Origin of the sequence: Spiroplasma endosymbiont of Danaus chrysippus (assembly GCF_902809815.1) — a bacterium.
Taxonomy (GTDB): Bacteria; Bacillota_I; Bacilli_A; order Mycoplasmatales; family VBWQ01; genus Spiroplasma_E.
Genome location: NZ_CADDIL010000010.1, coordinates 1 through 24,895 on the forward strand (window position 1 = coordinate 1; position 24,895 = coordinate 24,895).

The window sequence follows — 24,895 nt, forward strand, 5'->3', positions numbered from 1 at the left end:
TTGATTTAAATAATGCGCCTAAATTATCAACATAAACATTACCAGAAGAATCAATTGTAATACTTGATGTATATTTACCAGAAAATGATGTTTTTCTAAAATTTATTCCATCAGTACTTTTATATAAACCACTTTGTTGAGTACCTATATAAATTGTTTTATCAAATGTTGCAATAGCAGAGACATCGTTTGGTAATCCAGTTACTTGTTCAAATGTAACTCCATCATTACTTTTTCATAATCCTTTGTTATAAGTACCTAAATATATTGTTCCATTAGAACTTATTACGTTTGATGAAATATTTGAATTATCATCAATTGTTGGAATTTTATTAATAAATGGATTACTACTATTTTGATTTTTAATACTAATGTCTTTATTGTTTAATTGATTAGATTTAAAACCAGTGTTTACAATTTTCTCAGCAAACATTGGTTTTAAATTACCTGCACTTGTACCTACTAATGCACTAAGAGTGATTGTAGTTAGTAACTTTTTCATTTTATTTTCCCCTTTAAATTATAGTAATTTAACAATTAATTATCTCAAACAATAACTTCTTCAGTAAAATCCAAATCGTTATTTTCATATAGATTTTCAATTTCTGAATTATTTAAAGTGTAATTAATATTTTTAAAAGCGCTATCTAAATCAATTTTCTTATCAGTTGTTAATGCTGAACTTTCAATATTAGCATTATTTAACTTATTTTCTTGTTTGCGATAATCTAAAAAAGTAACATTTTCTGCAACAACTTCAGTAATATATTGTTCTTTTCTATCTTGATTTATTATTTTTCTTACTGACAGTCTTCCTGATAACGATATTAAAGAACCTTTACCTAAATATTCACACATTTTTTCAGCAACTTTATTTCATGCAACACATGAAACAAAATCAGCTTGATTTGAAATATTATTAACTGCAATGGTAAAAAAGGTAAAAGGTTTTTCACTTTGAGTTTTATATAATTTTAAATCACGAGCAAGTCTGCCTATTAATATAACTTTATTCATAATTATTCTCCTTTTAATGTATTTTTGATTTGTTATTAACAATTATTTTTTGTTCTTTTTGTAAATTTATTAAAACTTTATAAAAATTATTAACTAATTTGTATCATTTTTGACTACTAGCTTTTATATCTTTTAATTCTTCTTCTAAATCACCAAGAATGAAACCATTTATATCAAAATCTATGTCTGGATATTCATGATAAAAACTGGCTTCAGGAGTAATTCTAAAACCAAGACCAATAACATTTTCTGATTTATCTAAATAAACATCATATATTTGAATTCAAATATTTTGTTTAATTTCTTTAAATCTTTTAAATAATTCTAATTGATTTTGTTTTCATTTAATTTTTTTAAATTTACCGCCACGCTTGACTTCTTTATTATCAATATAAAGGTTAAACTCTTCGTTTTCTGGTTCAAAAAATACTTCTGCTGCCATTTTTTTCTTTAACTCCTTTTTAAACTCTTGTTCACACCATATTTGCTGTTTTTAGCGATGTTTAAGAATATGAATGTTTTTGTATTCATATCCTTAAATTCAACGCTTTACATTTGTTTAAACACTATATTATTATACATTGTTACATATTGTTTACAAATTTGCTTTTTCTTTAAAAGTTTTTAAAACAAAATTTTTTTCAATTTCTAAAATTTCATTTAGTGAAAAATATTTATTAAATTTTTCATCTAAGGTTTTAATATAAAATTTTCATTCTTGATTGTTAGTTTTTAGTCATAAAGTTTCACTTATCAATTTTTCGAATTCTCACACTTGAAACACCAACATCGAAGTTTTAGAAATAAAATAAACATTACAATTACCGCTTAAATGTTTTTTCTTTAATCATTTTTGATAAGTTGATAGAAGCTTTTGTTCTTTTTTAGTTAATTGCATAATTTTATCCACCTAATCTTTTCAAGAAGTTTCATCTGATTTATTACTATTGTTTTTTTGCTCATTTAAAATTTGTAAAATCATATCTAATTTTTGATTTATGTTGTTATCAAATCTAATAAGATTTTTTAAATTTAATTTGCCATAAGTAGCTAAACTTAAAGCGTCATTTGTTTTATTTAATTTTTTATGACTTACAAATCTAGCACTTATTTCTTTTTCACCAATGGTATTATCACCAGTACCTTTGTATGTTTTTGTTAAATCTAAATTAAATTTAGATAAATCAATTCCATAAAAATATCACAATTTTGTACTTGACTTATTTGCATAATGTTTTCCTAAATAATGAATTTTTACTTTTTTATTTCTAATATCAATGCCGGTTTCTTCTAACATTTCATTGATTACAGTTTGATAATGATTATTATTTTCAATTCCTCCCGTGATAGTACTATATTCACTAATCTGCTTATTTTTAAATAATGGATTATATTCTTTAGTTAATAAATAATGATATTCATTATCTTTTAAAACATAGGGTAATATAGCAACACCTTGGTTATTGCATCAAGGTTCTTCTACTCCATGCATAAATTCAACTTCTATAATTTTTAAATATTCTTTATTCATAAAAAAATCTTCCTTTCAAATAAAATTTAAAAATAAAAATTACAACCAAAGTAATAGGTTGTAACTCGTTTATTTTTAAAATCTTTTTTCATTTAAAAGAAGATAAAAAAAATATATCTTTAGATAGGCTTATACTTTGCGAGAGTACCTAATACTTAAATATTGAATTTTTATAATTTAAATTTATCATATTTATTTAATAAATCAAGTTTAAATAAAAAAATCGTTACCAGTGCCTCTCGCAAAAGCCACACCAGTAACTAGATAATTGTACAATAAATATACTAGTTAGTAAACTATAAATAATAATTTTTACAAAAAGATATTTATTTACTTTTAATAATTATGAAATATATTTAGAAAGCGATTAACAGAATTAATATAGGTAAAGGTTAGAATTATATTTTTAATATTTTATAAATTTTAATTATAAAAAACACTTTAATATTGTATAAGTAGTTTAAAATAAATGTTTTTTGTTATGATTTTAAAATTATTTTTTTGTATTATTCTATTTATTAGTATTTATTATATATTATAGGGTGTCAATTTATCTATACTGATAATAGATAAAATATAATTAATTCTAACCTTTACCTATATTAATTCTAACCTTTACCTATATTAATTCTAACCTTTACCTATATTAATTCTAACCTTTACCTATATTAATTCTAACCTTTACCTATATTAATTCTAACCTTTACCTATATAAAAATGTTATAATAATTATTAGATTAAAAAAGTTCATAAGGGGTAAATTTATGTCAAATAGTTTAGTTGATAAAAAAGAAACCAAATTTATTAAAAAATCGAATGTGATTGTAAGAACAATTACAAATGATACATCAGGTTTATTAACACAAAAGTTGTTTAATTTTGCTATTTCTTCAATTAAATTCGATGATAATTTTAATGGAATTATTAAAGTAAATTTGAATGATTTTTGTATTTTTCATGATATTAATAATACAAATTTGTATGAAAAAATTATTCATAAGAAAAAAGAAATGACAATCATAGAAAAAGAAATTGATAATATTACTAGTTTAAAATTTTGATTGCAAGATGAAAATAAAGAAGAATATAGTTTTATAAATCTTTTTGAAAGAGGTACTTGATTTAAAAATCAGGGAATACTTGAATTTAAAGTTGTTCAGGATTTAATTAAAAAACATTATATTGATTTAAAAAAAGATTATACAAATATTTATTTGCCTTATACAAAGACTGTTACAAGTAAATATTCAATGCGTTTATATGAGTATTTGCGAAGTTATTTATATATGAATGCAAAAACAAAAAAAACACCAATTTATAAGCATGAGTGAGATTTTGAAAAATTGGCTAAGATTTTAAATTTAGGTTTAAATAGTAGTTATTTTAAAAATATTAGTATGTTAAAAATTAAAATTTTAGAACCAGTAAAAAGAGATTTGTTAAAAACAGATATTATTTTTACTTATGAATTGATAAAAGTTGGTAGAAAATATAGCAAAATTATTTTAAATACGCATTTGGATTTAAAAAAATTTAATGCTCAAAATCCTGAGCTTGAAAAAGTATCACCAAAAAAAGAATACAAAGTATGTAAAGAGTATATAAATAAATCAAAGCTAATAGTATATAATTTAAAACAACAAAAATCTAAAATAATTGAAAAACCAATTTTAAGTGATGAAGAAGTAAAAAAGATTATGCAAGATTTTGATAATCATTAAGTTAATATTAAAAAAATATTTTTTATTTTAACAATTATCATTTATAAAATTTAGATACTATTAAATATTGAAATTGAGTACTTTATTCAATTTGTACTTTTTATTAAGGAGTAATTTATGTTTGAACAAAATTGTAAAAATTTAAATTGTAATTTCAAAATTACAGTTGGTAGTATAAATATGTTAAATTTTATAAAATTATCAATATTTTGCAAAATATGTGAAAAATGCAAAAATTGTTGTAATCATATCAAATAATATTTATCATATTTATATTATTTTTTTTAAAAACCTTAAAATATTAGTTTTTTTTATATTATCATATTTATGCTATAAATATGATAATATAAAATTAAAAGAAAGGAGCAAAGGAAAATGCCAATGATACCTAAAAAAAATATTAATATTTTAGATAAAACAAAAAATACTGTTTCTTTTAATAAAGAGTTATATAAAAAAAAACAAATTAAATTGAATTCTATGACATGTGATATTATTTTAATTTCAAAATTTAGTGAATTAGCAAAAAAAAGAAAATGAAGTAAAACAATGCTAATGAATGAAATTTTAAAAGATTATTTTAATAGATTGGAGAATAATAATGAAAATGATTAGTTTTTGTAATAAAAAAGGTGGAGTTGGTAAAACTACTATTTGTAAAAATATTGCTTATAAACTTGCTTTAGATAATAAAAAAGTTTTACTTATTGATTTAGACACGCAGGCAACAATATCATTTCTTATGCAAAATGAAAATATAGATATGTCAAAATCACTACATAAAGTAATTGCTAGTGATTGTGAAATAACTATAAATAAGGTGATACAACCAACGAAATATAAAAATATTGATATTATAGTTGGAGGAGAAACTTTAAAAAAATCTTTGACAGTTATGAGAGAATTATATGATAATAATAATTTTTATTTAATTGGAATAAAAATTTATCAATCCAATCAAATAGTATTTGATAGTTATGATTATGTTTTGATTGATTATCCACCAACAACCGATGATTTAAGTTTAAATTGATTAATATTTAGTGATTTAATCTTAATTCCTTCTAATAATGGAAGTGGAAGTTATAAAGGAATATTAGATTTAAATAATAATTTAGATTTAATTTTATCAAATTTAAAAATGTCTAAACCTAAAATAAAAATTCTTTTTAATGATGTTATAGAAACAGAAAATAAAATTAAATTTCAAAAATGATTAAAAGAAATTAATTTATATGACAATTTATTAAGTGTTTTTATAAAACATTCTGAAAATTTTACTACAAGTGAAAACGACTTTATAAGTATTTGAGAAAATCCTTATTATTGACGTCAAAAAAAAGCATATGAAGAACTTATTGCAGAAATAATATAAATAATATTTATCATATTTATATTATTTTTTTTTAAAAACCTTAAAATATTAGTTTTTTTTATATTATCATATTTATGCTATAAATATGATAATATAAAATTAAAAAAATTAGTGAAGAATTATTTAAAATTATTAATTTAAAAAATAAAACCCAGTAACAAGACTGGGAAACCATGCTTAAAGCATTTACATATAAATTATACATAACTTTATATATGTTGTCAATTTATTTATGAGAGGTTAATATTTATGAATCAAAATAAAATATCTTTTAATGTTAAGTGAAAAAAATATGAAAAAGGAGATGGTGTTAGAGTAAAATTAGATGGTGATTTAGATCAAAATAATAATCAAAAATATCGTCCTGGTATAATAATTAGAAGTTATCCAACTCATATAAAAATTCAATTATTTTCTACTAATCCAAAAAATAGTTATGCTTCCGTGACTATTAATAGTAAAATTCAATATATTAAATCAAAATATAATAGATCTGTTAATATTTCTGAAATTAATCAAAGATGGATTGATAAAAAAACAAAATTGCCTGTTAAAATAAATAAAAATAATATATTATTCAAACAAATAGCAGAAATGGAATTTAAAGAAATATCAGGTAAAAGCATTTCTTTTTCAAAATTTAAAAATCAAGCAACAGAAAATCAGCAACTTAAAAAGCAAATTTGTATGCAATCATTAAAGTTAAAAAATCGTAATTGTGGATAATTTTTGTATTTGGCTAAGTGGCAATTAAGCATATTAAAAATTAATTGCAGAAATATTATAAAATAATAATGTACATTTAAATTTAAGGGGGGTAAAATTAAATGGCAATTATTAAAACTAAATGCTATATATCATCATGTGAAAAAGAATACACAATTGATTCTTTATATCGTGATAAATTTATATATTGTAGTGGAAATTGTTATCAAAAATCATTTGATAATACAGTAACAAAATTTACACAAAAATAAAATTTGGGAAGTGAAAATATGTCAAATAAAGTTAAAAGACCAATGAATGCTTATATGCTTTTTAGTAAAGAGAAAAGAGCAGAAATTATTCAACAAAAACCTGAACTTAAATCTAAAATTGCAGAAGTTGCCAAATTGATTGGTAATCATTGAAAAGAAATGACAAGTGAACAAAAAGATAAATATGTAAAAATGGCAGCAGAAAATAAAAAAATATATGAAACTGAAAATCAAAAATAATTATTTAATTGATTTACAAATTGTAATTTTAAATACAATGGTATATGAAACAATTCATATATCGTTGTTTTATTTTAAAAAAAATAAAAAGAAAGGTGGATATTATGAATGTAGAAATAATTGGTTGATTAGCAGTTGCTGTAAATAGTTTTATATTTTTACCTCAAATTATAAAAATTATAAAAACAAAAAGAGTACGTGATTTATCATTTTTCATGTTATTAATTCAATTTTTATCTTGTTTTTTATGAATAACTTATGGAATATTTATAAAAAATTGAGAAGTTGTAAGTTTAGATTCAATAATCTTAATATCTACAATTATTATTTTAGGCTTTAAATTAAATATTCATTATAAAGAACCATAAAAATAGACCACCATAGTTATGGTGGTCTATTTACATTAAAAACTTTTTTTTAACAAACCGTTCTTTTTTAAATAATTTCCAAAATAAACTTCATCTAGAACTTAAATTTTTTACAAATGTTTTCATAAAAAATCAACTCCTTGAAATAAATTTAAATTTAAAATTCCTTAATAGGAATGTTTATATTTTAATAAATTAAAATATTTTTTTCAACTTTTTTGCTTAACCTAATTTAAAAATGAAAATTATTTATTTTTTTTATTGTTTTTAATATACTTTTTTAATTTTGTTATATTTTTTTCAATTTCATCATTATTTTCTGAATTAAGTAATTTTATTATTTGTTCATGAATAACATTATTATATTTTTTTAATATTTGGTTTTCTTTTATATTTTTATTTGCAAGTTGTCAAAAAAAGTTTTGAAATTTATTGTTTTGAAAAATTCAATCTTTAATTTTTGAAAAATCAAAAATTATTTTATTTTGTTGACTATTTTCTTCAAAACAAATTGCTAAATTTAGTTTGCTTTCTTCAAAAAGTTCATTTAATTTGAGAAAAATATGATTAACTGAATTTATTGAATTATTTTTAAGATGACCAATATGAATTATTTTAAAAATAATTTTTGATTCTAAAACATAATAATAATCAAAAAAGTTCATTTTTCTTATAATTTTATTTTCAAAAACTCAACATTTTGAATAATCTTTATTCAAAATTTCTGCAAATAAATTTTTTTCTAATGCAAAATTATAAAAATTTTTCATGTCATTATTAATAATATATTTTCCATTATTAGCTAATGATAAACAATATAATTTAATTATTTCATATTTTTTGTAAGGATCATCAAAAGTTTTATAATGATAATATGGCAAAAAAGAAAATAATTTTCTTTCTGATAATTCAATTATTTCATCTGTCAAGTTTATGCATGGGTATTGTGAAATTTTATCTTTATTTTTTATAGTAAAAGAAAATAATAAAGATAAAAGATAGTCAATTTTACTACTAGTGTCTGAAAAATCTATTCTTATAGAATACTTGTTTATTTGTGAATTTCAACTATTTTTTGGTCTATTAATTATATAATATTCATTTGAAATGTTACTTCTTACAAAATTGTTTCAAAAGTAAACATTTTCCCCAATTTTGAAAATGTTTACTTTTGTTTCTAATTCAAATTTATAAATTGATTCTAAATTTGAATTTTCATTATTTTTTAATTTTAATATTTCGTTATTAATTGTACAACCATATAGATTTCCTTGATTATCACAAGTTAAAAATACAATAGTAGTCCATTTTTCAAAAGCAATTCAATTTTCAACTATATTTGTTATTATATTTATTTTAAAAATATAATTTTGATTTGTTGTACAACCATATAGATTTCCTTGATTATCACAAGTTAAAGACGTAATAATATCATTTTTTAATATTTTATTATTTTTAAAACTTATCAAAATTTCATAATCATTAAAACTATTTAATTTTAATATTTCATTATTAATTGTACAACCATATAGATTTCCTTGATTATCACAAGTTAAACATGTAAATATAAACTCATTATTTATGTTTTGTATTTCATAATTTTTATTATCGGTTATTTTAATTAAATCTTGATTTTTAATATTTATAATTTTCAAAAAATGTCAATATTTTAAAAAATTAATTTCTAAATTATTATTTTCATCAATTATTTTTTTTATTAACTGACTATCAATAACATTGGGAATAATGTTACAAAAAATTTTAATTATAGAAAACAAATTAAGTAAATAATATAGTTCTTCAAAAAAAACATCAGTATTTTTCAATTTATTTAAAAGTTGTAATATTAAAAATTTACTAAAAATATTTTTATTATCTATTTTCTTTAAAATATTTCTTGGATTTAATAATTTTTCATCTATTATATTTGCATTTAAAAATATATCAAATCCCAAATCAACATTTTTTATTAGATTATTATTTATAATTTTTGAAAAATTAAAATAATTTTTATCTTTAATTGAAATTGATTGATTAATAATTTTTTTTAGGTAATTTTCATAGCAAATTTGAATCTTGTTTTTATCATCATTTTTTAATTTTAAATAATCTAATAAAATTGGTTTAATTATATTTTCACTAGCAATAATGATGATAATAACATTATCAACATTAGAAAAATAACTTTTTAAAATTGAGAAAGTATTAATGATATTATTAGGATTACATCTATCTATTTCATCAAGCACTATTAAAATTTTTTTGTTATTTATGTTTTTGATATTAATATTATCTTTAACAAAATTAAATGGGATTTTTTTAGTAAAAATATTAAAAAATTTTAAATATTGAAAATTTTTTAAAAAATATTGATAGTCTATACATTTAATAATTTCATTGAATAAGTATTTTGTAAAATCATTTTTAGATTCATTTTCAATTACAGATATATCAATATAATAACTATTAATGATATTATGTAATTTTTCTATTTCAATTAATTTTTTAAAAACATTTGAAATAACAAAAGTTTTACCACTGCCATAATTTCCACTAAAAAGTAATATATTTGTCGAATATGTTTGTTTTTTGTTTGTTTGGTTTTCAAAAAATATTTTTATTTCATTACAAATTTGATTAATTATTTTTTTATATTCATTTTTAATAAAACCATCAAATTCATGTTTTTTTATTAATTCATTAATTTTATTTTTATTTTGTTTTTGCCATTTGACTTTTACTTTTAATTTTTGCCAAACAATTAGTGTACAATAAAATAAAATATAAATTAAAAAAGTTAATAATGGCAATAATATGGATTGTCAATTTTTAACAAAATTAAAAAAATTATTTTTTAAAAAATAAGAAAGTAAAGTTATTAAAACAGTAGTGGTAATTAATATAAACAATGAAATAATAAAAAATGTATTATTTTTTATTCAATTTCAGATTTTTTTTATAAAATTTAAAATCATATTAATTTCCTTATTTTTTTTATTAATACTATAATTTTATATCAATTATTTAACTAAAATTAAATATTTGGGTTTTGAAAGTTGCTAGTTTTTAGTTATAAATTTTGATTTATTGCAATGGAATTTAAAAATTCTGCAGATGAAGAACTGTATAAAAATAAAAAAAGTTCCTGTATAAAATAAGGAACTAAAAGTTTTAAAGGTTATTTGAAATTTGTGTTTATATTTAAATTTTATATTCATTTTTTAAAATTATTTTGTTCTATAAAAAATAAGAACAATTTAATTATAACACTTTTATTTTATATTTTAACACTTATTTATGTTAAATATTTTCATTAAAATTCTACAAGAAAAAATAAAACTACTCAATTGAGTAGTTTTAAACTATTAAATATTTACATTTTTTGTGATTTACTACTAGAACTTTGACCTTTGCTTGTTAAAGCTTCACTGTTTACTTTTGATTTATCTTTTTCAAATCCAAAAGCATTAGCAACTCTTTCTTTTCTTTCACGTTCGTTTTTTTCTCCTCAAGCTTTGTTTGTTTCTCTAGCTTCTTTAGCGTATTTGTCTCTATCTGTTTTGCTTCAATCAATTGGTTCTCATGGCATAATTTATTTTTCCTCTCTTTATTATTTTTGAATATTTTTTTCTATCCTTAAAATACTCACAAAAAATTATATATTTTTAAAACTAAAAATGTGTAAAAAATAATAAAAAATCACTATTTTTTCAAAATAGTGATTAAAACTTTATTACTTATTGATTATGTTAATAAACATTTTACTTTATTTCAGTTATGATTTGAACTTGTTGAAGGTGCATTTTGCTGATTTACAGTATTTCGTATAGATGAATCAAAATTTTGATTATTTTCTGATTCAATAGTTGAGTTTTCTAAAATATTATTTGTGTTATGATTTGTTGTTCCATTACTTATTATTTCGTTTAGTTTTTTTTCTTTTCTGTTATCTAGTTCTTGTTTTAAAATATCATATTGAGTTTGTAATTTAGTTTCTAGTTTATCATTAGTTAAATTTTCTATAGTTTTTTTACTATTATTTTTAATTTCTTTTTCTTCTTTATTTTTATCAATGTTTTTCCAAAATGGTAATTTTCGAAGTAATCAAAAGATATTATTTTTTGTTTTTGTTTTGATTTTTTGGGTTTTGTGTGACACAAGGTTTCATAGTACTTTATCTAAGGCTCCAATTACTAAAGTAGATAATGCTAATATTCCTATTTTTTCAGCTATAATAATACCTACGGTTGCTCCTACTATAATTATGGGTAGATATATAGTTAAAATGGCAGGAACAGATAAAAGACATAAACTAAAGATTGAAATTGCCAAAAATGTTATTCATTCAGATTTTGTTATATTTAAGTTTAATTCTTCTTGTTTATTTAAAAATTTTTTAATAGGCATTTTAGAAAAAGATATATTATTTTTATTGGTTGAAGTGTCTTCAATTAATGAAAGATCATTTTTATATTTATTCATATTTTCGTATTTTTTTATTTGATTAACAACTTGTATATCGCCATTTTTAAGCTGATAAAAATGTATTATTTCCTCATTAATTGAATTATCAATATGTTGAATGGTTGTTATAAAATAAATTTTATTATTAATTGGCAAAATTTCTTCGTGAATTTTTTCAATTCCTGTATTTTTTCTTTGTTTTTCATCATAAATTGTTATTGCATTATATGAAAATTTTGCCAAATTAACATTGCTTTGCTTTAGTTTTAATTTTTCATTTTCTTTTATAAGTTTATGAATTTCTTTATCTTTTTCTAAATTACTTTGTTCTAGTTGTTCAATATATTTTTTTTGAGTTTGTATTAGCTCTTCTGTATTTGCTGTTGGTCAATTTAAGTAATTTTTAAATTTTGTTCATATATCAGTATTGATTTCTTGCTCTTTTTTATTATCTGTTAAATTACTAGCAACTGTTTCTGAATTTTCTGTATTGTTTTCTGATAAGTCGTCATTAATTAGTTGATTATTAACATTATCAATCCTATATGTTTTTCCGCTATGTCTCTTGTTTTTTGATATCTTCTATGGTTTTATTTTCTAATAGAAAATTATATGTTTGAGATTTAGTCTTATCTATTGTTGGCATTTCAATGCCTCCTTTTAACATTAAAACCCATTTACTTTGGTATAAAAGTAATGGGTTAAAACTTATATATGGGATAACAACTACATGTTATCAAATTTTATGTATTTTACAATTAGTTAAGTTTTAACCAAAATTGAATTATAAAATATCAATATTTTTGAATATTTGAGTTTTAAAAGTTGCTAGTTTTCAGTTGTAAATTTTGATTTGTTCATCAACAAATTTTTTCATGCTTTCATTTGGAACTAGAAATAAAACCTCGTATCCGTTTTTACAATAATGTCTTAGTCCATCAAATTTTTGTCTCATTCGTTGTTTGGTTTTTCTAGTTCTTTCAAATTCAATAATCATGACTTTATTTTCATAGTGAACTAATAAGTCAGGATATCCTTTTTCTCGATAACTTTCTGCTTTTAGTTCTTTTTCTGTTTGATATGAAATAATGTCATTTTGTTGAGATAGTCATTTGATGAGTAAATCTTGATGAATTAACTCGTTGTAATTAATTCTTATACTTTTACTTTTTTTGCCAAGTTTTCGGTTTCCTAGACTTGAAAGCATGTAGATGTTTTTTCTAGTTAATTGGTCAACTCGAATTAATTTTTTATCTATTAAAACTCTGTTTATCTTGTCAACAGTTCCAACTTCTTTATTTAATAATAGTGCAATTTGTTCAGTGTTTAGATATCCTCATCGGTTTATGATTTCTAATATTTTTAATTGTTCCATGTTGTTTCAACTCCTTAATGGCTAATGTGATAACGTTTGAAAAACGTTTTCTTTCTTTTTGGGAAGCGCTTCCGCGCGGACTTTTTCTTTCTTTTGTAAAAGAAAGAAAAAGTATTTCTCCCCCAACCTAAACAGATTACCTCGCTCCCTCATAAGTTTACGTTGGGGGAGCGAGGTAATCTGTGGTAAAGTAATGAAATTGCTTTATAGGTTAGGGGAGAAATAGATATTTAAAGGTAAAAGCATTCTCCTATTTCTCTTACCTATTTTCGATGATAATTTTGTCAATAAAATGGATTGAATTTTCTAAAATTATCTTGCAGTATGCTTGTCCAACTTTTAATTTTTTTAAATCATTTGGATGAACAATGTATTCTTCAACTTCTCTTATTGAACCTTTTGAACTTTTCTTATTTTTGGTATCATATTGTTTAGTAATTTTTTGAGATGTTTTAGTTCCAAAGACTTTGGCAAGGTATTCAGCACTATTTGGGTCTTTGACATTGTGTGCAATAATGTTAGCTGTATTTCCAAAAATAGTGTCTGTTAAATCTTTATTGTCTGTTTTTAAATCATTAATTGTTTGAAAACATAAAAAACATTGATAGTTAAAACTTCTAGTTTTATTAATTAAATTGATAATGCTATCACTTGCAAAAACATTAAATTCATCAAGAATAATATTAATTTGTTGTTCTCGTGGTTTTATAGAAGCAAACTCTTTTAAATCTTGAATAAGTAATTTACCAATGTTGCTAGCTAATTGGGGATAGTCTAATGAATTCAAAGAAAATAAAATAACTTTATGATTTTTAACTATTAAAGAAAAATCATTTTTTAAACCAATACTTTGATTTAATTGTTCGTTATAAACATTTAATCTATTTTCTAAACCTTGGATATCATCATTTTTAAATGTGGTTAAATAATCATAATTTTGATCATTACTATCAATTAAGTTTATTAAATTTTCTTTTGAAAAATATTTAATAATGTTTGATAAAGTCATTTCAATTTTGTTGCTTACCAAAGTTTCTAAAAGAATTAATAAATAACTATGTGCAATTGCTTGATAATGTGGTTCAGAAAAATCAAATAAACTCATAATCTTATCTGCTAAAACAATATGGCTTTTTGAAGCAAAAGGATTGTATTGATTATCACCATTGATTGTTCAAATAAAAGCATTATTATCAATAGCTGTGACTTTATTTATTAAGTCACTGTCACCTTTTCCATCAATAATGATTACAGTTTGATTCAATTTATATACAAGTTGATTTATTATTGATAATGCTGTTGTAGTTTTCCCCGAACCAGTTGCTCCAATCAGTAATGTATGTTGGTTTAGTTTTGATTTAACTAAACCAATTTTTTTATTTAAATTTATTAAATTTGTAAAGCCTAATTTTTTAAATTCTTTAATTTGAGATTTTGCTTCATTTTTTAGTTTTGAGTTTTTAGGATTTCATTTTTCAAAATTTATATAAAAATAATAAAATAGACATCCCATAAAAATTAAAAAACTAACACCAAATGAAGTTTCTGTAACTCAACTTGTAAATATGCTTGAAATTCAATTTTTGAAATTTACACTTGGATAATAATATCAAGCATATAAGATTGCAGAAATGAAAGCTACTGCCATTCATAATGCAAGAAAAATAAAACTTCATATCATTGCAAAAATTCAAATTTTATGAAAAATATTTTCTTGTCACTTGTCTTTTATTCAATTTATCATCTTTATTTACTCCTTTTTTGGTATATGCCTTTATTTGGCTTATATTTGCTGTTTTTAGCAATGTTTTTATTTTGAATACAAAACTATTCATCAAGCCTTAGTTATGAGACTTTTTTTATGTATGTCCAACAATTTCCACTTCATCATCAATTTGTAAAACTTGAATTGGTAGTTGCTCTTGTTTTGAGATTTTAAATCAAAATTTACCTTGGCTTGCTTTTGCAATGTAAGTTTTAATAGCTTCACTAAGTCCACCAGATTGTTTATACATATCGTTTAAATTATTTAAGTCATTTGGTTGCATACCACCAACTAAGGTATATTGAACATTGTTGATAATGCCAGTAAATTTCTTTTTGAGATTTTCACTGCCAGTAAAATCAGCTATATTTTGTGTTGCAATAATTAATGAACTTTTGCATTTTCTAATTCTTTTCATTGTGTGAAATAAAAAGTCTAAGGCAACATTGTTGTTTTCGTTAGCTAGTAAGTGTGCTTCATCAACAGCAATAATAATTCGCTTTCAATCTTTTTCTTGTTTATTTTCGTTGTATGATTGAACTGCTGAAAGTTCAATTCCTAGCATTCGTAAAATCAACATCATTTGTAAATTGATTATTTTTTTATTACTATTTTCAAAAAGTTCTCTTAAATCAAAACAAACTATATTTGCTTTGCTTCATTGAAATTTAGTGTGACCATTTCAATATTTAGCGTATGTACCCTGCGTTAAAGCTGTTAACTTAGATTTTAAATTATCTAACTTTAAAATATTTGCTGATGATTTTTCATCTTTAATTTTTTGACAAATCAAATTATATAAATCAGTAAATGTTGGATAATCTGTTGCTTTTAATTTTTCAAAATCCGTACTTGGTAAAATATGGTTTTGAAAATATAATTCTTTAATTAATTCTATTAATAGACTTGTAGTGATATCATCATCACTTAAATTAGGAAATAACATAATAAAGAATGATTCAAGTAAAGCAAGTTGATTATTAAAAGTATCTGCATTGTCATGACTATCATCTAATTTATAAATTTCTAGTGGATTTATAATATTTCCTTTGGCTCCTGAACCATTAACTACTTGTCCATTTAAGTAATTAGTTAGATTACCAAATTCACGTTCAGGGTCTAAAATAAAGATTTTTCTATTATTTTGATATGCTTGATTTAAAATAATTTTTTTAGTAGTAAATGATTTACCACTTCCACTTTCTCCTAAAATTAACAAATTATGATTTATTCTTTGTGAGTTTTTTTTAAATAAATCTCAAATTACTGGTTTTCCGGAATTAGTTTCAGCTAATAAAAATCCTTTTTCATCTTTAAGTGGCATATCAGGAATTGGAAAACTTGTTGCAAAAGTATCACAAGTCATTTCAATTTCAACTTCTTTTGAAATGAATTTTGTTCAATAATAAATTTCAATAAGAGCTTGTTGTTGTAAAAATAATAAATTGTTGTATTTTCAACTCATAGTATTTGCTAAATCAATTAATTGTCTTTTAGTATTATTTAGTGTTGTTTTATTGCCATAAGCAATAATAAAAATTGAAGTATCTTTTAAAACATCAACATCATCAATAACTGCTTGCTGTTGTTCTAAAAAAGCATTATATAATTGTTCTGATTCACTTTTTTGACTTATAGTTAAAGCATATTGTTCATTAGTTTTAATTTTATTTAAAGCATTGTCTAATTGTTTTTTAGCTTTTAATTTATTAATGGGATTTAAATTAATACAAATATTTACATTACTTAAATTAAATAATTTGTTTAATCAAAAATAATTAATTTGTTTTGGTAAATAATTAATAGCTCATACAAAACCATTATCATTTTTACCTTTAAAATTTGAGCAATTAGTTTTGATATTTTGATTATCAAATGTAAAATCAGTTCAAATATTAATGATTTTTTCTTGTGATAATTTTTTGATATTTAAACTACTAAACGAACTATTTGTCATTAATGATTGTAATTGTGTTAATGTTCTTTCTTTATTATCACTACAAAACACAATATAAACAGTTGGTGTAGTTAGTAATTTAGTTTCTTGAATTGCTTTTAATTGTTCAATTTGTAAATCAATTAAATAATTCTTTTTTTCATTATTTTTTAATTGTTGAGATTTTAAATTATTAATTTGTTCTTCAAAATCATATTTTTGATTTGTTTTTATAATTTTACATGACATTGTAATTGTTCTTAATAAATCAGCAAAGTCTTCAAGTACTGTTGCTTGTTGACTTTCATTTAATAAAGTTAAATTTACTGTTTGTAATTCAATACCGCAAACAAAAAGATTATTTTTTAAGTATTTAAAAAGAACAATGCTTTTGTCATTTAATAATTCAAAATTAGGATTTAAATTTACAGTTGAACTTTTACCAATCATTGTTAAATATTTAATTGCTCGCACAATTAATTCATAAGCTCTTGTTTCGTTTTTCAATTTTTGAATACTAATAAAACCTAGAACAATAATTATCAAACTTAAAGAAAACTTTAAATAAACATTGATTGTTAATAAGAATGCTATTGAAATAGAGATACTTATAAAAATCAATAAGACCAATAAATCATTAAAGTTTATACCCCTAAAAATTTGATAATGAATTTTTTTAGTACTTTTTGGTAAATTTACTTTTTCCATTTTTATGTATTTCCTTTCTTAATATCTTTGTCAATGTTTTTCATTACTTTTGAATTAATTTTTTTGTTTTTCTTATAGTGTTTATTTCACTGATGTTTTGTAATTTGATTTGGTTGTGTAGTTATTTTATGTTTACTTGAACCTTTTTTATAATTATCAATGCTTTTGCTTTTAATTACCTTGCCTATTGAATTGACTGGCTTCACTACTTGTTGACCTGCTCTTTTTAAAGTACCTTTTGCTCCAAACGATTTATAAGTTGCAACTGTTCCACCAATAAATCCAGCAGTAGCTAAGACTGAACCAACAGTTGCTTTGGTACTAAACTTGGCAAATTTTGCAAGTCCACCACTTTGTACTCTATTTAAAAGACTATTAGTTTCTTGATTTTGTTTGCTTGGAAGCATTTTTCTTTTACCCATTAGCAAACCTTTACCAAGACCAAACATACCAATTGCTCCTGCTTTTAAACCACTACTTGCAGATTTCATTGTTGTTAACATACGCATTCCCTCAGTAATACCAATTGTTTGTCCAACCATTGAAGAAAAAAGTAATTGTGCATTTAATGTTGCAATAGCACCACCGGTAATAAACAACAATTTAAAAGCAACTTGTCCCATTCATTTATCACTTACTTCATTTGCAACATGTAACATTAAAGGTTCTAAGTTCAAAAACAAAGTTAAACTTAAAACAACTCCCAATGTTGAAATAAACCTACCAATAACTAAATCTTTTCATAAGTTTACCTTTTGTCATTGCACACCACTTGTGGCAGTTGCAAAAACAATAGGTGCTGTTATATACAATAAAAACAAATCAAAGATACGTTGGATTAAACTTAATCCTAAATAAAAGAAAATAACCATACAAAAGAATGAACCAAAAGTACCAAGAAAAAGGTTGTAGTTATTTCAATCAGGATATCCTGTATCATAATGTCAATCTTGATGAAGTAATCCATCAGTAAATCCTAATGCACCAACCATATCAGCCAAAGTTCTGCCATCTAAAAACTGAGGCATAATAATTTTGATAATAGAAACTATTGCAAAATTAATTACTCAAAAAAACAAAGGAATTAGTGTCATAAGTAATATCACCATTAAAAATCTATTTGCTAAGCTTGTCATTGCACTTTTAATTTGTTGATTGACCATAGCATGTAATATAACTCCACCAGCAAACAAGATAATTAAAGCAATAGCAATAACTAAGAAAATAAAGAACTGTGGTGGTATACCAAAGAAATGACCATTAGAACCAAAAATTTTATCAATAATTTTTTGTCCAGATAAATAAGTAATAGCATCACCAACTCCATGAACAAGATATAAAGGACCACGAACAAAAATATCGAATAAAAGACTTCATATAGCATGACCAACACCTAAAAAATCACTCATTATCATCATTATTTAGTACCTTCTTTATCTTTATATTTGCTATTTAAATAAATAATTTCTCTTTGACTATGAATATTACATAAGTACATATCAAACAAAATTTTTTCGTGTTTTGTTTTGATTACAATGCTTGGTTTTTTATGACAATAATTACATTTCATTATAGTAAACCTAACATTCTAGCAAAGATTATGTGAGCAATAGCTGATGACATTAAAATCAAAGCACAACCTAAAACACTTCAAACCATGTGTCTTAGATAATCGCCTTTATTTTCAGGGTCACTATGAATTTTAAAAGCATATTTAACAGTACTAAATACTAAACCAAAACCACCAATTGCATACAAAATTGGTAATAACACTTCCATTAATTTTGTAAGTAATTCTTGAGTTTGTGAATCAACATTTGCAAGTTGATTAAATAAAGATAAAAACATTTTTATATTTTCCTTTCACTTTTTGTTTGTGATAATATATATTTGATAAGGTATGTATGTTATACATAACCCCCTTTGGTGGAATTATTTAAAAACAGAAAATAAAACGGGGTTTGTGGTTATTACATAATCTTGAAAAAATCCTTTACTAACTCAACATGAGACTTCAATTAACAGACAAATACATGCAACAACAATTCTATTAATGTTTTTAAATAACTCTTTTATTCTGATATAGAAGTATTTACATAAAGTACTCACCATTTGACTTCTACGACAGTTTATTTAGTTTTATAAACTTAATAAATAAAAAAAAGAACCTGTTAGGTTCTTTTACTTTTATATAAAACGTAATTTCAATTGCAAATAATTATAAGAAAATATATAATTTATATTGCAGGTTGAGCAGTTTAGAGATGTGAACCTGTCGGTAACAGGGCATGTCTAGTGCTGCTGTTACATTTTTTATTTTAAGTTGTAATTAAATTATACATAATTTTTATTTAATATCAAATTTTGTAGGTTTATAAAAGTTAATAATTCAAAATATATTTTTCAACAAATACTTGTTTTTTCAATATTAGAAAAATTTTTTCATTCTTCTAATATTTTTTTATTTAAATTTAATATTTTATTATTTATCTTTGATAAAGTATTACGATATAAATTTATTTTTTGTATAATTATAAAATATTCTTCAACTAAATTTTCATTAATTATTTTAGATAATTTTTGTTTTAATATTTTACTATAACTAGCATAATCTAAATTTTTATTTTCCCATAATAAAAATTTGATTATTTGTTCTTGCATTAATTTTTGTAAATTAAAAAAATAATTACTTCAATCATTTTTATCTAAAAAAAATTTAATATTTTCTAGTTTTTGCTTTAATTCAATATCAAAACGACTTTCTGTTACTTCAATAATTATTTTTTTGGTATTTTTATCAAATCAAAAAAATAAATCTTCAATTATTTTTTCCATTAATTTTTTTTGTTTACAAAAGGGAAAATCATCTCTAATTTTTTTATGATATTCAAAAATATCTTTACTTGATAAAATAATTTCTATTCATTTTTTACCATTTAAAAAGTTATTCTTATTGTAAAAAATATCATCATAATTTGAAGTTATGATATATTTTTTATTTTCTTTGAATTGATTTTTGATTATTGAAAAAGAACTTAAATCATACTTATTAAAATTTGGATATTTATTAGTTTTAGGATTTAATTTTACAAATTTATTAATAAATTTTCCTAATTCAATTTTATTCATAGTTATTCCTTTTATTAAATTTTTATAATATTTCTTTAATGAGTTCTTCATAGGCTTGTTTTTGACGTCAATAGTATTGACTATCTCAAATACTACTTAAATCATTTTCAGCAGATAAAAAAGATTTTGAACTTTTATTTTTATCTTTGATTTATTTTTTTTATTTTTAAAATTTAAAAATATTTTAATCAAAAATCATATTCACCCATTATGTCATAATCATTAATCATATTAACATATTTCGCCTTGCTACTGGCAAATATATAACAATCATAACATCAACTTCTACATCCTGTAATAGGTTCTTTACACTGTATGCAAGGAAATTCAAATTCTGGATTTTCTGTTAAAAACTCTTGATCATATTTATTATAAAAAATTTCTTTTTCTTGTTTTGTCATATTTTTCTTATAACCTATTTCATTTAATAATTTTTTATAGTTATTAGTAAGAACACCTGATTTATCAAAAAAATCTCTTTTAGTATTCTTTTCATCAACTTTTTGCATAAAATAACCTTCTTTATTTATTTTTGTCATTTATTTGTTGTATATATTTTAGATTACTAATCAAACCATTAATGACATTTTGGTTTTTGCTAATTTTTTTTTCAATCCTTAATTTTTTACATGTTTTATTAATTGGTTTTAAATTATGATTTTTTAATATTTGAATACCTGTAATAATAACAATATTGTTGTATAAATTTTGATATTTAATTTTTCTTCTATTTATTTTCAATTTGTTTTTTATTAATATATTAAAAACAAATTGAATTTCTTTTTTATTAATTGGATTTTTTGAACTTATAACTAAATCATCAACATATAATGACATTTTAAATTTTTTTTCAATACAATATTGGTATATTTCTTCAAAAATTTCAATATTAACTAAAAAAGATAATATTGGACTTGTTTCTAAACCTTGCTTTAAATTAGTATTATTAATATCCGCAACTGATAATACTGTTAAAATTCTAGCTATATCTATTGAGGTATTTAATTTATATTTAAAAAAATTAAAAATTTGTAAACTACTAATATTATTAAAATAATTTTTAAAATCAATTTTTAAAAAATAATTATTTTCTTTATGAAAATAGGCATTTTTAACATAATCTACATTTTTGATAATTGAATACAAATAATTTAAATTATTTTTCTCAACTCAAATACTTAATATTTTGCTAAGTTTTTTTAAAATCATTTTATAATCAGATTTTTTTTGTGCATAAGTAAATTGTCTATGAATATTTTCATTAAATGTAATATTAGTGGAATTTAGTATTTTATTTCTAGTTTTTTTATCAGTTAATTGCACTTTTTTACTTTTTTCAATTAAAATTTTTAATTGTTCTTCTTTACTAAAAATTTTAACTAATTTTTTTTTATTTATATTCTTGTTAACTATTAAAATTTTAACTAATTTTTTTTTAGAGTTTAAAGAATATAAAATACAATTGTTATATTGCAAAATTGCACCCCAATTTTTTATATTATAATTTTTATGATAATATTATATATGGTTATTAATAGTTTTAGAACATCTTAAATTTAATTTTAAAGTTACTTTTATTAAGTAAATTTTGTTTCTAATTAATGTTAGAAACGATTATAATTTGTGAGCAACATGTATAATGTCCAATTATTTAATGTGGCAGTTAGAGCTCGTTGATCCGGCGCAGGGTTATCAAAACTCTAAAAGAACGTAAGAATTTTACTAAACTGTTGATAACCCTGCTCCCCAAATTTAATTTTAATGGATTACTCTATTAACGATATATTTTTATTATTGATTATATATTTAATACTAGAGTTTGCTAAAAGAAAAAAAATTTCTAAAGGAGTTGATATAAAAATGATTAATCAAATTCAAAATTTTGTTTTGAATATGTTATTTATTAACATTTGAGACATCATACATACGAAAACAATTCTTACAGTTATTTATAATGCTTTTAGCATCGTAAACTTTTAGACCTTGCGGTCTTTTTTTTATTCTCATTATTTTTTATTTTTCTTCTTTATTTGTTTTCTTTCTTGTCTTAAGTCTTTTCTTGCTCTTGCAACTCCGTTATATTTAGGGTTTGTACGTGAACGAATTACTCATGCAATTGCAGCTACGATAAGTAACAATGGAATACCAATACCAAACCCCATAGCTAATTGTCAAAGTTTAAATTTTATATTTGCTTGAGTTTGTAATCAATCATGATAACTTTGTCCATCAGCAAATTTTTCAATTTCACTTTTTGTTTGGGGTTTTGATTTGCCATTTAAAATACTATCAATACTATATCCATGTAAATTCAAGCCACTTTCAGCTTCTGTAATTGCATTTTGATATGCTGTATCTATTGCACTAATGTTGTTTTTAACTCAATCAATAGTATCACTTTGTAGTTTATCTAATTCAATATATTTTTGATAATCACTGCTTGTTGCTTTTAATAATTTATTGTCTTCTCACACAATATTTTTTAAATAATTTTTAATATTTGTGTTATCTAAAAATTGGCTTGCTTTTGCTTTGATTTGTTGTTCTTGTTCGGTTGTTGCAAAACCACGAGAAGCAATATTTAAAATATCATTTATTCACTTATCTTTGTTATTATTGATAAATGTTTGATAGTTATTAATTCAATTTGTATAAATAGTCAATGTTGATTTATTTACTACATTTTTAGTATCAACATTTAAATTTTTTGGTAATATATCTAAACCATTTTTTAATAATTCATTTGCTTTATCAGTTATTGTTTTGATTAATTCGGATTTATCAATACCATCATCAAATTTTGGTTCATTTCCAATATCATATGTCAAAGATTTTAAAAATGATGTATAAGAAGTAATTTGATTTTTAATTTCACTATCAAAACCTTTACCATTGGTTTTTATCATTTCATTAAATTTATTTTCTACAAAATTTTCATATTGATGTAATCAACCCAATGCTTTTGCTTTTTGTTTAGGGTCAGTTAAATTTACAGTAACATTAAGTTTTGATTTAAGCTTATCTAATTCACTATCATCAAAAGTACCTTTTAATTTTCAATTGCTTTCGCCAAGTTCTAAATAACTATCATAAGCATTACCTACTGTATCTAATAAATGTAAATGATATATACCATCATTTTGAATTGATAAATTTTTAGAAACTAATTGTTTAGAACCGGTTGCTGTGAAATTATTTGAACTATCTACTGTTCCTTCTTCATAAAAACTTTTGTTTACATCAAAATCAATCAAAGTGTCAGTTAAAGAAAGATTTATACTTGCATTATGAGTTCCAGTTCCATCTTTAATTTTTGTTTGAATGATGTCTGAGCCATTGGTATTTCCATTGTTAGAAACTAAACCAGTATATAATTGCGTATCATCAATTTTTGTTTGATAATCGATTTTATTTTTATCAATTGCTATTTTAACTCATAATTTATATGTCACTTTTCCAGTTGAGGTATCGCCACCAAAAATGCTTGCAAGTTTTTTATCTTTTAAAGTCAAAATTAATGTATGTTGTCCAACTGGTATATCTAAATCTGTTGTTGGAATTGTAATTGATTTCTCATCCAATGTTGCACTTGCAACTAGGTTCTTTTTGATATCAATTTTTTGTGCATAATTGTAAACTATACCGTTATATAAATTTCCCAAATAGTTTGGTTTATTTAATTTTAATAAAGAATTAATAATTAATAAACCACTTTTTTCAGTTCCTACATATATTGTTCCATCAGCATTAACATTAACAACAATATAATGATCTATTTGATATATTTTATTAAATGTAATTCCATCATTACTTTGATATATTTCTCCATTATTAAAACCAATTATAATTAAATTTGAATTAGATGCTATACTTCTAATTTCTTCATTAGGTAATCCAGTTACTTGTTCAAATGTTATTCCATCAGTACTTTTATATAAACCACTTTCTTGACTACCTACATATATTGTTTTACTTAAAGTAATGTGGATTTTTTGAATAACAAAATTAGTTGGTAATCCAGTTACTTGTTCAAATGTAACTCCATCATTACTTTTTCATAATCCTTTGTTTTCCATACCTACATATATTGTTTTATCAAATGTTGCAATAGCAGAGACATCGTTTGGTAATCCAGTTACTTGTTCAAATGTAACTCCATCTTTTGATTTAAATAATGCGCCTAAATTATCAACATAAACATTACCAGAAGAATCAATTGTAATACTTGATGTATATTTACCAGAAAATGATGTTTTTCTAAAATTTATTCCATCAGTACTTTTATATAA

General features: G+C 21.7%; 24 protein-coding genes and 1 pseudogene. 7 read left to right on the forward strand and 18 right to left on the reverse strand.

Going from position 1 to position 24,895, the window contains the following annotated elements:
- The 5 genes from SPIRDC1_RS09715 to SPIRDC1_RS09735 form a co-directional block, all read right to left on the reverse strand.
- A partial coding sequence (locus tag SPIRDC1_RS09715) for a WD40/YVTN/BNR-like repeat-containing protein (RefSeq protein WP_199188887.1) occupies positions 1–502 on the reverse strand: 502 nt, incomplete at its 3' end.
- Between the two features lie 35 nt (positions 503–537).
- On the reverse strand, positions 538–1,017 hold the full coding sequence (locus tag SPIRDC1_RS09720; protein WP_199188889.1) for a single-stranded DNA-binding protein: 480 nt from the start codon (positions 1,015–1,017) through the stop codon (positions 538–540).
- Between the two features lie 13 nt (positions 1,018–1,030).
- Positions 1,031–1,459, reverse strand: a complete 429-nt coding sequence (locus tag SPIRDC1_RS09725) for a hypothetical protein (protein WP_174481625.1) — start codon at positions 1,457–1,459, stop codon at positions 1,031–1,033.
- A 153-nt stretch (positions 1,460–1,612) separates the two neighbouring features.
- Positions 1,613–1,915: a hypothetical protein gene (locus tag SPIRDC1_RS09730; RefSeq protein ID WP_174481626.1), complete on the reverse strand. Its 303-nt coding sequence runs from the start codon at positions 1,913–1,915 to the stop codon at positions 1,613–1,615.
- A gap of 12 nt (positions 1,916–1,927) precedes the next feature.
- Positions 1,928–2,548 carry an NUDIX hydrolase gene (locus SPIRDC1_RS09735; protein ID WP_174481627.1) on the reverse strand — a complete coding sequence of 207 codons (621 nt, stop codon included), beginning with the start codon at positions 2,546–2,548 and terminating at the stop codon, positions 1,928–1,930.
- 764 nt (positions 2,549–3,312) lie between these two features.
- Here SPIRDC1_RS09735 and SPIRDC1_RS09740 point away from each other — a divergent pair.
- From SPIRDC1_RS09740 to SPIRDC1_RS09770, 7 genes are all read left to right on the forward strand, one after another.
- Positions 3,313–4,269: a replication initiation protein gene (locus SPIRDC1_RS09740; RefSeq protein WP_174481628.1), complete on the forward strand. Its 957-nt coding sequence runs from the start codon at positions 3,313–3,315 to the stop codon at positions 4,267–4,269.
- A gap of 375 nt (positions 4,270–4,644) precedes the next feature.
- A complete protein-coding gene (locus SPIRDC1_RS09745) occupies positions 4,645–4,884 on the forward strand; it encodes a hypothetical protein (protein ID WP_174481629.1) in 240 nt (79 codons plus the stop codon).
- A complete protein-coding gene (locus SPIRDC1_RS09750; RefSeq protein WP_174481630.1) occupies positions 4,871–5,644 on the forward strand; it encodes a ParA family protein in 774 nt (257 codons plus the stop codon). Before SPIRDC1_RS09745 ends, SPIRDC1_RS09750 begins: the two co-directional genes overlap by 14 nt.
- A 249-nt stretch (positions 5,645–5,893) precedes the next feature.
- Positions 5,894–6,370, forward strand: coding sequence for a hypothetical protein (locus tag SPIRDC1_RS09755; RefSeq protein WP_174481631.1), 477 nt, complete (start codon positions 5,894–5,896; stop codon positions 6,368–6,370).
- A gap of 101 nt (positions 6,371–6,471) precedes the next feature.
- On the forward strand, positions 6,472–6,621 hold the full coding sequence (locus SPIRDC1_RS09760; protein WP_174481632.1) for a hypothetical protein: 150 nt from the start codon (positions 6,472–6,474) through the stop codon (positions 6,619–6,621).
- 18 nt (positions 6,622–6,639) lie between these two features.
- Positions 6,640–6,861: an HMG-box domain-containing protein gene (locus SPIRDC1_RS09765; protein WP_174481633.1), complete on the forward strand. Its 222-nt coding sequence runs from the start codon at positions 6,640–6,642 to the stop codon at positions 6,859–6,861.
- 104 nt (positions 6,862–6,965) lie between these two features.
- Positions 6,966–7,229, forward strand: a complete 264-nt coding sequence (locus tag SPIRDC1_RS09770; RefSeq protein WP_174481634.1) for a SemiSWEET family sugar transporter — start codon at positions 6,966–6,968, stop codon at positions 7,227–7,229.
- A gap of 245 nt (positions 7,230–7,474) precedes the next feature.
- Here SPIRDC1_RS09770 and SPIRDC1_RS09775 read toward each other — a convergent pair whose 3' ends face one another.
- The 13 genes and pseudogenes from SPIRDC1_RS09775 to SPIRDC1_RS09835 form a co-directional block, all read right to left on the reverse strand.
- Positions 7,475–10,039, reverse strand: a complete 2,565-nt coding sequence (locus SPIRDC1_RS09775) for a P-loop NTPase fold protein (RefSeq protein WP_174481635.1) — start codon at positions 10,037–10,039, stop codon at positions 7,475–7,477.
- A gap of 563 nt (positions 10,040–10,602) precedes the next feature.
- Entirely contained in the window at positions 10,603–10,818 is a 216-nt protein-coding gene (locus tag SPIRDC1_RS09780; RefSeq protein WP_174481636.1) for a hypothetical protein, read from the reverse strand.
- 155 nt (positions 10,819–10,973) lie between these two features.
- Positions 10,974–11,936: a hypothetical protein gene (locus SPIRDC1_RS09785; protein WP_174481637.1), complete on the reverse strand. Its 963-nt coding sequence runs from the start codon at positions 11,934–11,936 to the stop codon at positions 10,974–10,976.
- 541 nt (positions 11,937–12,477) lie between these two features.
- Complete coding sequence (locus SPIRDC1_RS09790) at positions 12,478–13,068, reverse strand: competence protein CoiA family protein (protein WP_174481638.1); 591 nt, start codon at positions 13,066–13,068, stop codon at positions 12,478–12,480.
- Between the two features lie 259 nt (positions 13,069–13,327).
- On the reverse strand, positions 13,328–14,812 hold the full coding sequence (locus SPIRDC1_RS09795) for a type IV secretory system conjugative DNA transfer family protein (protein WP_174481639.1): 1,485 nt from the start codon (positions 14,810–14,812) through the stop codon (positions 13,328–13,330).
- A gap of 115 nt (positions 14,813–14,927) precedes the next feature.
- The gene (locus SPIRDC1_RS09800; protein WP_174481640.1) at positions 14,928–17,276 is read right to left on the reverse strand and encodes an Mbov_0397 family ICE element conjugal transfer ATPase; all 2,349 of its coding nucleotides are present in this window, start codon (positions 17,274–17,276) and stop codon (positions 14,928–14,930) included.
- Positions 17,277–17,479: 203 nt separating this feature from the next.
- Positions 17,480–18,886, reverse strand: coding sequence for an Mbov_0396 family ICE element transmembrane protein (locus tag SPIRDC1_RS09805; RefSeq protein ID WP_174481641.1), 1,407 nt, complete (start codon positions 18,884–18,886; stop codon positions 17,480–17,482).
- An 8-nt stretch (positions 18,887–18,894) separates the two neighbouring features.
- Positions 18,895–19,047, reverse strand: coding sequence for a hypothetical protein (locus tag SPIRDC1_RS09810; protein WP_174481642.1), 153 nt, complete (start codon positions 19,045–19,047; stop codon positions 18,895–18,897).
- Complete coding sequence (locus tag SPIRDC1_RS09815; protein WP_174481643.1) at positions 19,047–19,325, reverse strand: hypothetical protein; 279 nt, start codon at positions 19,323–19,325, stop codon at positions 19,047–19,049. Before SPIRDC1_RS09815 ends, SPIRDC1_RS09810 begins: the two co-directional genes overlap by 1 nt.
- Before the next feature lie 486 nt (positions 19,326–19,811).
- The gene (locus SPIRDC1_RS09820; protein ID WP_174481644.1) at positions 19,812–20,606 is read right to left on the reverse strand and encodes a hypothetical protein; all 795 of its coding nucleotides are present in this window, start codon (positions 20,604–20,606) and stop codon (positions 19,812–19,814) included.
- 173 nt (positions 20,607–20,779) lie between these two features.
- Entirely contained in the window at positions 20,780–21,145 is a 366-nt protein-coding gene (locus SPIRDC1_RS09825; protein WP_174481645.1) for a hypothetical protein, read from the reverse strand.
- A complete protein-coding gene (locus SPIRDC1_RS09830; RefSeq protein WP_174481646.1) occupies positions 21,129–22,082 on the reverse strand; it encodes a reverse transcriptase domain-containing protein in 954 nt (317 codons plus the stop codon). The genes SPIRDC1_RS09825 and SPIRDC1_RS09830 overlap by 17 nt, the downstream gene beginning before the upstream one ends.
- Positions 22,083–22,612: 530 nt before the next feature.
- Positions 22,613–24,895: pseudogene (locus SPIRDC1_RS09835) on the reverse strand (hypothetical protein); the annotation flags it as partial.